13 protein-coding genes are annotated in these 13,345 nt (G+C 66.3%); 7 read left to right on the top strand and 6 right to left on the bottom strand.

Annotated features, from left to right (window positions below; translation table 11 throughout):
* Positions 1-65 precede the first annotated feature (65 nt).
* Entirely contained in the window at positions 66-302 is a 237-nt protein-coding gene (locus tag ACFY2Q_RS25650) for a hypothetical protein (RefSeq protein ID WP_387134336.1), read from the bottom strand.
* 574 nt (positions 303-876) lie between these two features.
* Between ACFY2Q_RS25650 and ACFY2Q_RS25655 the strand changes: the two genes are divergently transcribed.
* Positions 877-1,524, top strand: coding sequence for a hypothetical protein (locus tag ACFY2Q_RS25655; protein ID WP_387134338.1), 648 nt, complete (start codon positions 877-879; stop codon positions 1,522-1,524).
* A 525-nt stretch (positions 1,525-2,049) separates the two neighbouring features.
* A complete protein-coding gene (locus ACFY2Q_RS25660; protein ID WP_387134340.1) occupies positions 2,050-2,961 on the top strand; it encodes a hypothetical protein in 912 nt (303 codons plus the stop codon).
* Positions 2,962-3,007: 46 nt separating this feature from the next.
* Here the strand turns inward: ACFY2Q_RS25660 and ACFY2Q_RS25665 are convergent, their stop codons facing one another.
* Entirely contained in the window at positions 3,008-4,189 is a 1,182-nt protein-coding gene (locus tag ACFY2Q_RS25665) for a protein kinase family protein (RefSeq protein ID WP_387134342.1), read from the bottom strand.
* Between the two features lie 327 nt (positions 4,190-4,516).
* Here ACFY2Q_RS25665 and ACFY2Q_RS25670 point away from each other — a divergent pair, with 327 nt between their 5' ends.
* The 3 genes from ACFY2Q_RS25670 (at position 4,517) to ACFY2Q_RS25680 (ending at position 7,193) form a co-directional block, all read left to right on the top strand.
* Complete coding sequence (locus ACFY2Q_RS25670) at positions 4,517-5,707, top strand: helix-turn-helix domain-containing protein (RefSeq protein WP_387134344.1); 1,191 nt, start codon at positions 4,517-4,519, stop codon at positions 5,705-5,707.
* Between the two features lie 123 nt (positions 5,708-5,830).
* Complete coding sequence (locus tag ACFY2Q_RS25675) at positions 5,831-5,992, top strand: hypothetical protein (RefSeq protein ID WP_387134347.1); 162 nt, start codon at positions 5,831-5,833, stop codon at positions 5,990-5,992.
* The gene (locus ACFY2Q_RS25680) at positions 5,979-7,193 is read left to right on the top strand and encodes a helix-turn-helix domain-containing protein (RefSeq protein ID WP_387134349.1); all 1,215 of its coding nucleotides are present in this window, start codon (positions 5,979-5,981) and stop codon (positions 7,191-7,193) included. The genes ACFY2Q_RS25675 and ACFY2Q_RS25680 overlap by 14 nt, the downstream gene beginning before the upstream one ends.
* Before the next feature lie 111 nt (positions 7,194-7,304).
* Here the strand turns inward: ACFY2Q_RS25680 and ACFY2Q_RS25685 are convergent, their stop codons facing one another.
* Entirely contained in the window at positions 7,305-7,658 is a 354-nt protein-coding gene (locus ACFY2Q_RS25685) for an ArsR/SmtB family transcription factor (protein WP_387134351.1), read from the bottom strand.
* A 98-nt stretch (positions 7,659-7,756) separates the two neighbouring features.
* Between ACFY2Q_RS25685 and ACFY2Q_RS25690 the strand changes: the two genes are divergently transcribed.
* The gene (locus tag ACFY2Q_RS25690; RefSeq protein WP_387134353.1) at positions 7,757-8,776 is read left to right on the top strand and encodes an NADPH:quinone reductase; all 1,020 of its coding nucleotides are present in this window, start codon (positions 7,757-7,759) and stop codon (positions 8,774-8,776) included.
* 340 nt (positions 8,777-9,116) lie between these two features.
* On the opposite strand, the gene ACFY2Q_RS25695 is transcribed toward ACFY2Q_RS25690, so the two are convergent.
* From ACFY2Q_RS25695 to ACFY2Q_RS25705, 3 genes are read right to left on the bottom strand one after another with little or no spacing between them, the layout of a single operon-like run.
* A complete protein-coding gene (locus tag ACFY2Q_RS25695) occupies positions 9,117-9,866 on the bottom strand; it encodes an SDR family oxidoreductase (RefSeq protein WP_387134355.1) in 750 nt (249 codons plus the stop codon).
* 28 nt (positions 9,867-9,894) lie between these two features.
* Positions 9,895-10,482: an NADPH-dependent FMN reductase gene (locus ACFY2Q_RS25700; RefSeq protein ID WP_387134358.1), complete on the bottom strand. Its 588-nt coding sequence runs from the start codon at positions 10,480-10,482 to the stop codon at positions 9,895-9,897.
* On the bottom strand, positions 10,475-12,007 hold the full coding sequence (locus ACFY2Q_RS25705) for an MDR family MFS transporter (RefSeq protein WP_387134360.1): 1,533 nt from the start codon (positions 12,005-12,007) through the stop codon (positions 10,475-10,477). The genes ACFY2Q_RS25700 and ACFY2Q_RS25705 overlap by 8 nt, the downstream gene beginning before the upstream one ends.
* Positions 12,008-12,091: 84 nt before the next feature.
* Here ACFY2Q_RS25705 and ACFY2Q_RS25710 point away from each other — a divergent pair, with 84 nt between their 5' ends.
* Complete coding sequence (locus tag ACFY2Q_RS25710; protein WP_387134363.1) at positions 12,092-12,874, top strand: TetR/AcrR family transcriptional regulator; 783 nt, start codon at positions 12,092-12,094, stop codon at positions 12,872-12,874.
* Positions 12,875-13,345: the final 471 nt, after the last annotated feature.

Genomic DNA, 13,345 nt, shown 5'->3' on the forward strand with positions numbered 1-13,345 from the left:
TAGCATATCCTGAGTATGAGGCTGTCCCTCCACTGTCTATGTGGAGTACGCAACTTGGCCGCTCGCTAGGCTGCCGCCTCAGTGTCATCCTGCGCTTCCTCGGGATCGATCTTCGCGCTCGCCGGACCGATGTAGCCCATCGCGAGCAGGTGGCTATCGAGGATCTCGTAGAGGAAGTGGCCCTTACTGACCCAAAGCCGGCGAGTGCTGGCATCGGCTCGCGCCACAATGAAGTGAATCTTGTCAGGCTGGCTCTTATGTCGCCAGGCCCGCAGCACTACCCGATCCGAGATGACTGGCACGGTAGGGGCCCTCCCTTTGTGAAGGACGGAGAGTCCCACGATTCAGCCCAAGATCGGCACCCGCCGTATGGCCGACGAGCCCCCGGCCACACGGTTGCCTTCCCATCGCGTCGCTCTAACAGTTGCCGCTCTTGGCGAGGACACTGCAGCGCCCGCAAAAGACGAAGCGTGGCTCCCATAGCCTGGTCGCGTACGTCCTCGTCTGCTGCGGCGACCGACTGCATCGCCTAGCTTTGGGCCAGCCGGGACCACTGACTGCGGCAGGCGTTGCGGGAACATCAGCAAGTACGAGATCACACGGACCGCTATCGTGAGTTGACCGAGGGCGGAGATCGGCTTCTGTGTGAGCGGCGTGAAGTAGTCCGGCGCGTGACCCAGTGGGAGGACTCGCTTGGCCCAACGAGAAAGACAAAGCGCGCGGGCTCGTGGCCGCAGTTCGGCAAATCGTGTGACGGCTGCAACTGCAGGAAGCGAAGAAAGTGCAGGCATACTTTCGAGCACCGATGAAGGTGGCAGCGAGTATCGCGGAGACAAACGATTGGACAGCTAGGGCAATAGCCGCAATCATAAGTCAATGAGCCTTGAACGGGAACCCGCTGATGATCCAGGCGCGGACTTCTCCTGGCTGTCGGCTGACATCGACTTGTTGGCCAAGGGCGAGGATTGGTGGCTTGTGGCCTGCATGGACTGGCCGCGGGACCGCTGGATCGGCTACATCCAGGGCTACTGGAAGGCGGCTACCGTGCTCGCCGAGCAGGTCGCTGTCACTGGTCGAGATCAAGACTACTTGGTCTATCCGTTCCTCATGTGTTGGCGTCACTACGTCGAGCTTCAGCTCAAGGCCTTGATCCTCCTGGCCAGGGCGTACCGCCGCGAGCCTGCGAACCTACCGCTGACCCACAAGATTGACCAGTTGTGGCGGGTGGCTCGCCCGTTGCTGCGGGACGCATTCCCTGGCGACTCCCAAAAAGACCTGGACAACGCCGAGCGGGTCCTGTTGCAACTCAACAGCTTCGATCCCACGTCCGAGCACTTCCGCTACCCGATCCAAAGGGACGGGTCGGAGACACTCTCGGCGCTCGGCCGTGTACACATCCGCCGATTTCACGACGCAATGGAGGCGGTTGCATGCCTACTCGACGGCTCGGACACCGGCATCCGCGCAATGACCGACCAGCGTAACGAGTACGAGGAAGCTATGCGGGATCTGTATGGCGGCTGAGATGAGGCTCTAGCTATGGAGACCATCATCGACCTCGGTATCCTCAAGTTACGGCAAATGAGTGCGCCGGCAACGGGAATCAGAGATACCTGAAGGCTTGCGCGTCTTTAGGCGTTTGCCTCATGAACGAGGCAGACCCGTTCGCCCGACGGAGGGATTGCTCGTCGCGCTCGTGTGCCTTGTCGAAGCTTGCCCGGCAGTGCGCCAATGGGTCTGTGAACGCTCGGCCCACGGCTTCCGTTCCGATGACACGAGATCCATGGGCGCGAAGCGTGTGGTGGGATGCGACACAAGGCCGTGCGTTCAGTCGGTTCGAGACCAGTCAGCACACCCTCCAGCCCTGGCCTTCCAGCCCGTCCAGACCAGGTGTCCGCCGGCCCGCCAGCGGCGTCGCGCAAATTCGGCCCGTCGCCACTGGACGTGACGGCTCATCGTCGGCCGGCACGCACGACCGGCGGCAGGATAGGGTGCCGGCAGGTTAAAACCGAGGTCGACAGTCCTGATACTAGACATTGGAACCGCTGCATGGCACTGAGAATTGCTCTGGCACTCCCGATCCACACCCCAAAGGTGTACGCACCCTTCGCTCCTGAGCAGGTCGCGTTACTCCGTCGCTGGCAAGCAGCTTCAGTCTCCGAGCATATGAGGTGCCCGCGTCACGGCAATGTGCTGCGGGAGAGTTCGGAGTTGGTGCCTGGCGAGCGCGGTTGGACCTGCGTCTTCCGGACGCCGGACTATCCGGGCCTAATCTGTTCGTACACCGCCGACTGGGCCTATGCAGGGATGTTGGATGAGGAAAGCGTTAAGAAGCTTGACGAGATGTCGGTTGAGGTCGTGGAGGTGTCGTTCAACGACAACTCGGATGAACCCTTGCACGTATTCTCTGGCTATGACCTCCTCTTAACATTCCACGACGCGGCCGACCTTGACTGGGAAGAGGTTGCTGAACGTCGCGCTCTTGACGAGCGGCGAGGTCTAGTTATAACCCAGAGCGCTATCTTGGAGGATTTGCTCAGCGATGTGATTGTGCAGTTGGAACGCCCAGGCAATCCAGAAACGCGTCAACGCGAGCTAGACCAGTGGACGATCGGCAAACGGCTAAAGTATGTCGAGTCGCTACTTGGGAATGGTGCATACCCGGAAGGAAACAGCACTTTCCCATTCGAGGAGTTGTGGGACGCAGTAAGGCGTCGTAACGAGCTGGCGCACGGAAACCTCACTCGGGTCGTCGGCGAAGCTTGTCCGCGTTCTGATGGTCCGGGCAAGACTCGTCGGATTGAGTGGCACCTCGTGGATCGCCGGTCCCAAGGGTCCCGACTGATCACGATGGCCGACTTACGCGAGGACCTATACGCCGCCACTGCGGCGTACGCAAACCTTCTACGCTGGGCCAGCAATCTAGAGCAGCGACTGAGGAAGTTCGGCTCGGAGGTGTGACACATGCCGCGAATATGAACGCGGGAGTCCCAGGAGTCAGCGGCGGTCAAGCAGGCGCATCCGTCGGGGCCGCATCGAGTCGTTCCACGTCCAAGATGACGTCACGCACGGTATGATAACGCTTCGAGACGTCGTGTGCCGCACATTTGTGCACTATCCGACCCACTTCATCGTTGGCCGACTTGAGGGATTCGCGACCGGTGAAGATATAAGACAATACCCAGCCGATCGAGTAGATCTCATTCGTAACCCCGTAGCTCTTGAAGTCGTGGAGGAGGGGATCGCGAATGGTTCCGCGCATCTCTGTTTGAGTGCGAGTAAAGCTCGACGACTGGTCTTTGACCAAGCCGAAATCCGACAGTTTCACCAGAACGGCGCCACTTTCATAAACCTTCAAAAGAACGTTCTGAAGGCTAATATCACGATGAAGCAGGTTCTGGCCATGGAGATAGTTGATGCCGTAGAGAAGCTGAAGCGCGATGCGCTTTCTGGAGGAGAACGACAGCTTGCTGTTGCGTCTAGCAATAAAGCCCCTCAAGGTGTCGTCACAGTACTCCATGCGATACTCATTTCGCTCCTGATTGTATCGGTAAACCTCAAGAACGTACGGAAAACTGAGACGCGTCATGACTTCGAATTCTCGCTTGAATCGAAGTAGATCGCGCTCTTCAATCCCTTGCTTGGCGCGCTTTATTGCAAACCTGATGCCATAGTCGGGATCGACATAGGAATAGACGATGGCGTAGGACCCTTGTCCTTCCATCTTCAGGCTCGCCGCCGACTGACGCTTCTTCAGTCTCACGGTCATTTCAGGTCGGACGAAGATCGGCTCATACTTCACGACCATGATTTGCTCAAAATCTTCAGGAACCGTGCTCCCGCCACTGCTGGACAGCCACGGATCGCAACGTTTGATCGCCTGCAGATACTTGTCATCGAATACTACTTCGATGCCAGCGTGCTTGAGGCCTTGAAGGTCCTGGTTCAGTTCATCAATGAGGGCTATGAGGTCACGACTGCTTTCCGCCCAGTAGTGATGCGTGCTCCTCGCTCGATCATTGATGCTCTCGAAGTGCCGATTCAGCCGCTCGTGAAGAACCGCAAACATTTGGCCGAAATCTTGGTCGTCGTAGAGTCGCAAGAAGGCCTGCGATGCTTTCTGGGCGGCGTACTTCATTTTGAGATCTTCCAGCATAAAATTCGAAGGCCCCGTTGCGAAATCTGCCATCGAGTCACCTCAGCCTCTATTGCCACTCCACAGTACCCGCAAAGCGGACGGTCGCGGAGATCATACCGGGCCGAAGCGCTCTCGGATTAAGGCAGAATTGGCCACTGCACTCTCATCGGCAAGATCCGGCGCCGTGCGGTGCCGCAGCTAGGCCGCCCAGGCCACCACGAGACCGTAGCCAAATCCGACGCTGCCGGGTGCACTGCGCGGGGACGGCACTTCTCGGGCACTCAGCGTTGCTGGTTGGACGTGCCGTCGGTGTAACGTCCAAACGTGCGGGGTAGAGGCCACTTGCCGCTACTCCAGTTCTCCACTTGGAGCAGGGGCATGGTGAAGAGGCCGGACACCATCGGTGCCAGGATTCGGTACTGGCGCATGCGTCGTGGTGGCATGACTCAGGCTGTCCTCGCTGGGCTGGCTGGCGTCACCCAGTCGTACGTGTCGCAGGTCGAGTCGGGCCGGAAGACCATCGATCGCCGGTCCACACTGGTTGCTCTCGCTGCCGCACTCCAGGTCACGGTGGCCGACCTGCTCGGCCAAGGCACGGAGTCCGGTGATCCGGCACGCGAAAGCGCCGCCGAGTGCGTACCGGCGATCTGGTCGGCCCTGATCGAGATCGAGGATGGCGAGCGCCGCCCGTCGACCTACACAAAGGACCACTTGGCCACCGAGATTGCACGCGCCGAGCAGCTCCGCACCTCGTGCAGCTACCCGGCGATGGCACGCCTCCTCCCTGCCCTGCTAATCGAAGCCGCCTCTGTGGGTGGCTCTGCGCTCGTGCAGGTCGCCTACCAAGCCTCCACCTGCCTGCGGAACCTCGGCTATCGCCATTTGGCGCTCAATGCCGCCCGGCTCGCCGGGTTGGTCGCGGAAGACACCGAAGACCCGGCGTGGCTTGGAGCAGCCCGTTTTGCCTACGCGCAGAGCCTGCCGATTGAGTCCGCGTCGCTCGCTGCCCGTGCCGCGGACCGGTCGCTGGCCGAGCTTCAGGCCGATGCCGCCGACGAGCGAGTCCGGCAGATGCTCGGCCAACTCCACCTCTCGGCCGCGTTGACCTCAACGGTAAGCGGTCGCCTGGATCTCACCCGCGACCACCTAGCCGAGGCGGCCCGTGAGGCAGCGACGCTTGGGGATCCGGCAGACGGGGCGGGTTTTAATGGCTGTGGCTTCGGGCTGACCAACGTGCAGCTCTGGGAGATGTCCATCGCCGCCGAGCAGGGCGAGTCCGGCCGGGTCATCGAACTGTCTCGGACGGTCCGACCGCAGGTACTCGTGGCATCGATCCGCCAGCAGTCCTATTGGCTCGACCTCGGTCGCGCCCTGGCGGACGGCGGACGGCGGGATGCCGAAGCTCTCGCCGCGTTCGTCCAGGCCGAGCGGGCGGCACCGATCCCGTTCGCCATCAACCCTCTCGCCCGCGATGCCGTGGTGACCCTGGCCCAGCGTGCCCAGCGCCGTGCCATCCCCGACGCGTTGCGCCTGCTCGCCGGCCGCATCGGCATCAACCTGGCCGCATAACTGGCAGTAATCACCGCATCACCAATTCGCCTTACTGTCCGGTTTGGGATGCGAGTGCGTCCCGTTGGCGCGGTGCGGCGGGATCGATAGCGAGCCGCCCGGCCTCGACCAGAGGAGGCGGGGATGAGCGGTCAGGACGACAAGGCTCCGGAGAACAATGGCGAGGCGGCCGAGCGGGAGGCTGCCAAACAGCGCCTCCTCGCCCAGGCCGAGGCGGACCGCGTACCCGTGGAGGACACGACCCGCGCGGTCCCGGACCGGCGGTGGCGGCGTGACAGGGGATGACCTGCCCATCGGCCGCCGGGTGGCCCGCTGGCGGGTACGGCGGCAGATGACGCAGCAGATGCTCGCCGACCGGCTGCGTAGGTCGAAGAGCTGGGTGGACAAGATCGAGCGGGGTGCCCGCACCCTGGACCGGTACTCGGTGATCCAGGAGCTGGCCCACGTCCTGCGGGTCGATCCGGAGGTGCTGCTCGGCCAGCCGCAGGGCACCCCGGCGAGCACGCCGGACGGGGTGGACGACATCCGGGCCGCTCTCGCCCGCTACGACACCCCGCAGGCTCCACCACAGACGGACGAGCTGCGACGGCAGGTCGGGCACGCCTGGTTGACCTACCAGCACGCGCACTACGGGCAGTTGGTGCGGCTGCTGCCGGGGCTGCTCGACGCCGCCCAGGGCGGGGGGTCGGCGGAGTTGCTGGTGCAGGCGTACCGGATCACCTCGTCCCTGCTGGTCAAGCTCGGCGAGGCCGACCTCGCCTGGCTGGCCGCCGACCGCGCGATGTCCGCCGCCGGCGACGGCCCGCTGCTCGCGGCGACGGCGACCATCTCGGTGGGCCAGGCGCTCCGTGCGCAGGACCGCGACCGCCTAGCCCTGGCCGTGCTGCTTCCCGCCGCCAACCCCGTCCTCCCACAGTCGTCCCACTGTGGTGGTCAAGAGAGTGGCGATCGCACTGCCCGCAAAATTCTTGATCACCAAGGTCAGGGCGAGCACCGGGGGAGGGCGGTGGGCGGGACGTTGCTGGTTCAGGCCGCCCTCGCCGCCGCCGGCTGCGGCGAGCACCGCCGCGCCGACGAGCTGACCGACCGGGCCGCGGGCGTCGCCGCAAACCTTCGGGGGTACGACGACACGCACCGCACCAGCTTCGGGCCGGTCGCCGTCGAGTTGGCTCGGGTGTTGGTGGTGGCCTCGCGGGGTGATGCCGTCGAGGCGGTGCGGCGGCACGCGATAGTGGTGCGGCGGGAGGGGTGGCGGCGGTTGCCGGCCGAGTATCGGGGTGCGTACCTGGTCGACGTCGCGCGAGCGTACCTGCAGGTGGGTGACGTGCGCGGGGCGGCGCGGGCGCTGGTGGACGCGGACAGTGTCGCGCCGGGTGAGGTTCGGTGCCGGCCGTTGGCGCGTACCGTGATCGCCGATGTTGCGCGCGCGCAGCCGGCGCCGGCCGGCGTGGCGCGACTGGCGACGCTGGTCGGCCTCACCCGCTGACCGGCGCTGCGACAGGGGCAGGGGTGCACGCTAGGGCCCGCACGGCGATGTCGGCCGAGGTATGCAGGTCTTTGCGACGGGACCCGCCATTCACCTTCCCCGGTTCACGTGTCATGCGGTCGAGGAGGGTGCCTTCGCGGCGCCACGGGTAGGGCCGTGTTCGCGGAGCATGGTCAGCAGGCCGGGAAAGCGTTGGTCCACCTCGGCGTAGCGCAGCGTGACGAGTCGGCGGGTGCCGTTGACGCGCGTGCGGATCAGGCCGGCATCGCGCAGGACCTTGATGTGGTGCGACAGCGTTGACTTGCCGATGGTGACGCCAGTGTCCTTGAGGACGTCGCTGCCGCAGGTCCAGTCCCCAGCGGCGTCGAGGGCGCGCACGAGCGTAAGCCGCACCGGGTCGGCAAGCGCGCTGAGCACGACGTCGATCGTCACGGTCTGGATGGCGGGTTCGATCACCTCGGTCACGAGACGAAGCCTAGCCAGAAGTTGCGAAAAGTTCGACTCCCATCGTACTGTTCGACGCGCCTCGAACAGTACGATGCAGATCGAACATTGGATGGGTCATGAAGGCGATCATCTACCGCGACAACGGCGGCCCCGACGTTCTCCAACTCGTCGAGCGTGACCGGCCCACGCCCGCACCCGGCGAAGTCCGCGTCCGGGTTGCCGTGTCCGGGGTCAACCCGACCGACTGGCAGGCCCGCTCCGGCGTCGCCCACCGCAAGCTGTTCTCCGAGATCACCCCGCACCTCGACGGTGCCGGTGTGATCGACGCCGTCGGTGACGGCGTCGACCCGAGCCGGGTCGGTCAGCGGGTGTGGCTGTTCATGGCCGCCGCGGGGCGGCCCACCGGCACCGCCGCCGAGTTCACCGTCGTACCCGCCGATCAGGCCGTGCCGCTGCCAGACGAGGCCAGCTTCGACGTCGGCGCCTCGCTCGGCGTTCCCGCACTCACCGCACACCGCGCACTCACCGTCGCCGAGGACGGGCCACGCCGCCTTCACCCCGGCGTACTCGACGGCAAGGTGGTGCTCGCCGCAGGCGGGGCCGGCGCGGTCGGGCACGCAGTGATCCAGCTCGCCCGATGGGCCGGCGCTACCGTGATCGGCACGGTCAGCGGCCCGCAGAAGGCGAAGCTCGCCATCGCGGCTGGCGCCCACCACGTCATCAACTATCGCGAGGGCGACCCGGCCGCCGCCATCCGTGCGATCGCCCCGGACGGCGTCGACATCGTCGCCGAGGTGGCGCTGGGCGCGAACCTGGCACTGGATCTGGCCGTGCTGCGCACACGCGGCACTATCGCGACGTACGCCAACCAGGGCGGACATGCGGTCGAACTGAACGTGGGGCAGAACATGGTGCTGAACACGCGCCTACAGTTCCTGGTGCTCTATACGGCTGGCCCGCAGGCGCGCGCCGCAGCCGTCGAGGACGTCGCCGTCGCGATCCGCGACGGCGCCCTGCCAGTCGGCGAAGAACACGGCCTGCCACTGCACCGCTTCCCGCTGCACCGCACCGCCGACGCTCATCGAGCGGTGGAGACCGGCGCGGTCGGCAAGGTACTGGTAGACGTCACGCCCTGAAGTTCAGCCAGCTACCGCATCTCCGACTCGCATCCTTCCGGTCCGGTCATCGGCTCCGCGTGCCACAGGATGTCGGGAGGAACTACGGCACGTGATGGCACATCGCTTGGCGGCCCGCACGATCGGCGGCATGTCCGGGCGCTGAGGGCGCCGCCTTACCATGACCGAATAGCGAGCGGATCGCGGCAGATCCGGATGTCTGATCGAGCTGCGCCTGTCTCCAGCTGGGCGTTACCGCCGGTAGCGCGCGCTCGGCGGCAGATGGAAGCGGGCTCCTTCGACTTCGCAGCCAGTCCGACAGTGCCTGGCGTCCCGGAGCCGGGTCGCGTCGGTGTGTCGCCTACAGCAGGGTGCCGCCGGTAGCGTCGATCCACTGGCCGGTTATCCAGCGGCTGTCGTCCGAGGCGAGGAAGGCAACCGTGTCGGCGACGTCCTCCGGGGTGCCGATCCGACCCATCGGCGACAGCGACGCCAGCCAGGCCAACGCCTCCCCGACAAGTCGCCCCTGGTGCATGTCGGTGTCGATGACGCCGGGAGCCACGGTGTTGACCGTGATGCCCCGCGGCCCCAACTGCTTGCCCAGCGTCGCGGTGAGCACGTCCATGGCGCTCTTGGACATGGCGTAGGAGATCGATCGCGACATCGATGAGCCGCGGGTCAGCATCGTGGAGATGTTGATGATCCGACCGCCGTCGCGCAGCCGGCGCAGGCCGTGCTGGGTGACGAAGAACGGCGCGATCGTGTTGACCGCGATGAGGCGGTCGAACGCGGCCCGGCTCACGTCCTGGATCTCCGCCTGGTCGCCCAGGATCCCGGCGTTGTTGACCAGGATGTCGAGGCTGTCGGCGTGGGCGTCGAAGCCGGCCCACAGCGTCTCGGCGTCGCCGTCGTCACCGAACTCGGCATGGACGGTGAACGCGTGCCCGCCGGCCGCCTCGATCGCCGCGACGGTCTGCCTGGCCGCCGCCTCGTTGCTGCCGTAGTGCACCGCGACGCGGGCGCCGCCGCGACCCAGCCGGGTCGCGATCGCCCGGCCGATGCCCCGGCTGCCGCCGGTCACCAGGGCCGTCTTTCCGGTAAGTGCGGTCATGTCTGGTACGCCTCTCGTGCGGTTCTGGTCAGACCTGATACGGGGTGGTGGTCTTGGCGTCCTTGAGTGCCCGCGCCCACCAGGTGACCTGGTCGAGCAGGGTCTTGGCCGCGGTGGCGGGACCGTGCGGATCTCTGGGCCGGCCGTCGCCGTCGAACTGCTCCCATGCGTTGTGGAAGCTGACCGTGTCCCGGGTGGTGACGGCGTGCAGCTCGGCGAAGACGAGCCGCAGGTGTTCCACGGCCCGCAGGCCGCCGGAGAGCCCGCCGTAGGACACGAACGCGACCGGCTTGGCGTGGAACTGCACGTTGTGCCAGTCGATGACGTTCTTCAACGCACCCGGGTAGCTGTGGTTGTACTCCGGGGTGACCACGACGAAGGCGTCGGCGGCGTCCAGCCGTGGCGTCAGGCCGCTGAGCGCCTCCAACGTGTGCGCTGGCGGCGACATCGTCGGGGCGGCCGAGCCGATCGGCACGTCGGCCAGGTCGACCAGATCGACCCGGACGTCGTCGCGGCCCTCGGCCTCACCGACGAACCAGTTGGCGACGGTCGGGCCGAAGCGTCCGTCGCGGACGCTACCGATGATGACGGCGAGTTGCAGGCGGTGCTCAGACATGGTGCTCCTCAAGGGTGGAAATGGACTCGGAACGGGTGGTCTCGGGGGTGGTACGGCCCCGCAGGGCGGTTTCGCGGATGAACCAGGCCAGGACGAACGCGGTGACGCCGAGGGCCGCGCCGGCCGCGGCCATACCGTGCACGCCATCGGTGACGCCGGCGCGGATCGCGTCCTGCGCCATATCGGGCAGCCGCTGCACGGCGTCGGCGGTCAGCTCGCCACTGGCGAGGACCCGGCTGGCCGGTTCGCCGCCGAGGCGGTCCTCGACGGTGGCGGTCAACCGGCTGGTGTACAGGGCACCGAGCACGGCGGCGCCCAACGAGGCGCCCATCGTGTGCCAGAGCGTGACCGAGCCGCTGGCCGCACCCATGTCACGCGGGGACGCGCTGTTGATGGTGATGATCGTGGTGCTCTGCATGATGAGACCCACCCCGGCTCCGCCGAGCAGGGTGAGCGCCGAGGCGAGGGCCAGGTTGGTGTCAGGCTCGAGGACGAACAGCACCAGCATGCCGACGGTCAGCACCGCGCCACCGAGGATCGCCAGGCCGCGGTACCGGCCGGTGCGGGAGATGATCTGTCCGCTGGCGACCGACACCGCGACCATGCCGAGCATCGCGGGCAGGATCAGCAGGCCACTGGCGGTCGGTGAGGCGTCCTTCGCCGACTGCATGTACAGCGGCAGGAAGGCGGCGAAGACCATCATGGCTGCGCCTGCCGTCAGGCGCAGGATCTGGGCCAGGGTGAAGCTGCGGTCGGCGAACAGCCGCAGCGGCACGATGGGCTCGGCGGCGCGCCGCTCCACCCGCAGGAAGGCCACCAGCGCCAGCAGCGCGGTCGCGGCCAGCCCGAGGATCGGCGCCGAAGTCCAGGTGTACCGGGTGCCGACCCAGCTCGCCAGCAGGCTCAGCGCCACGAGGACGACGGTCAGCAGCAGTGCCCCCACGGCGTCGATGCGGGCGGTGATCCGCCGTGGTTCCAGCCGAATCGTGGTCACGATGAGCAGCGCGGCGACGGCGCCGACCGGCAGGTTGATGTAGAAGGCCCACCGCCAGCTCAGCTGTTCGGTGAACACGCCGCCGAGTAGCGGCCCGGCGATGAGGGCGACCGGCATGATCACGCCGAACAGGCCCATCAGCCGGGCGCTCTGCCGGGGCGGCACGAGCTCGGCGATGAGCGCCAGGGCGCCGACCATGAGGCCGCCGCCGCCCAGGCCCTGGACCACCCGGAAGGCGATGAGCTGCCACATTACCTGGGACATCCCGGCCAGCGCCGAACCGAGCAGGAACACCGCGATCGCCGACAGGTAGGCCGGCCTACGCCCGAACAGGTCGCCGAGCTTGCCCCAGATCGGCGTCGCCGCGGCCATCGGGACCAGGTAGGCGGTCATCACCCAGGAGAAGTCCTGCGCCCCGCCCAGGTCACCGACGATGACCGGCAACGCGGGCCCCAGCATCATCCCGTCGAGCGGGGCCATGATCATGGCGAGGATTACCCCGATCACACCCAGGTAGAGACGTCGACTCACGGCCCTCACTCCAATCGCGTACATCGTACTCGAAACGAACACTAGCGATTCGAGTACGATGTACGCAAGAGAGGGTGGTGGGACGTGTCGAACACCAGCAGCGTCAGCATCTGGATGCGGCCGGAACAGGTGCAGAGGTCCGGACCCGGCCGGCGCCCCGGCTACAGCCGGGCGCAGATCACCGCGACCGCCATCCGCATCGCCGATGCCGATGGCCTCGACGCCACCACGATGCGCCGCGTCGGCCAGGAGTTGGGCACCGGCGCGATGTCGCTGTACCGGTACGTGCCCAAACGCGACGACCTCATCGACCTCATGGTCGACGCCGTCGGCGGCGAGATTGAACTGCCCGACCGGCCCAGCGGCGACTGGCGCGCCGACCTGTCCCTGGTGGCACACCAGACCCGCGCCGTCGGGTTGCGCCACCCCTGGCAGGTCACCCTCGCCCGGCGCCCCACCCTCGGCCCCAACTCACTGCGCGTCTACGACTTCGCCCTCAGCGCCCTCGACGGGTTCGGTCTGCACATCGACGCGATGACCACTCTGAACAGCATGGTGGGCGACTACGTCCAAAGCGCCGTCCGCGACGAGATCGGCTGGCTGGAGCAGGCGCGGCACACCGGCATGGACCGCAGCCAGTGGATGGCCGAGTACGTCGGACCGTACGTCAGCCAGGTGATCGCGTCCGGCAAGTACCCAATGTTCACCCGCAACATCCTTGAGGGCAGGCTGTCGCACCAGCCGCCCGACGCGCGCTTCCAGTATGGACTCGACCACGTCCTCAACGCCATCGCCGCCGCCCTGCCCGACCCACCCACCCGACGGGCACCCGACGCCGGCCGTGCCACCACACCGGATGCGAGCTGACAGGGGCAATCACCGGTCAGCATCGGCGATCCAGAAAAGACCTGCTCCACTCGATCGAGCGCCGAGATCCCGCGCAGCTCGTGTCCTGGACCGGCGATGTCTTTTGGCATCCGCTCATCGGCTACGTCCGGACACTCCGAGGGCTGTTGGGTGGTCGCGCTTCGCAGCGCGCGGATCGCGGCATGAGCGGATGCTGTGGTTCCTTCGACAGGGCCGCTGGCCTGGTGTCCGTGTTGAGGTCTTCGCTGTGTGGCTCGCTGCGGGGCCCGACAACCGAGGCCGGACAACAACAGGGTTCCGTGAGGCTGCGGGCGTTTAGCGGCTGGCGAGGAAGTCGAGCACCCGCTTGGTGAGCAAGACCGTGGCTTGGGGGTCGTAGGACGGCAGGCTGGAATCGGCGAAGTAGTGCTGGTCTCCCGGGTACAGGAACAGTTCGGCCTGCGGGGCGGACGCGACGATTTCACGGGCGGC

Origin of the sequence: Micromonospora sp. NPDC000316, from assembly GCF_042898885.1 — a bacterium.
Taxonomy (GTDB): domain Bacteria; phylum Actinomycetota; class Actinomycetes; order Mycobacteriales; family Micromonosporaceae; genus Micromonospora.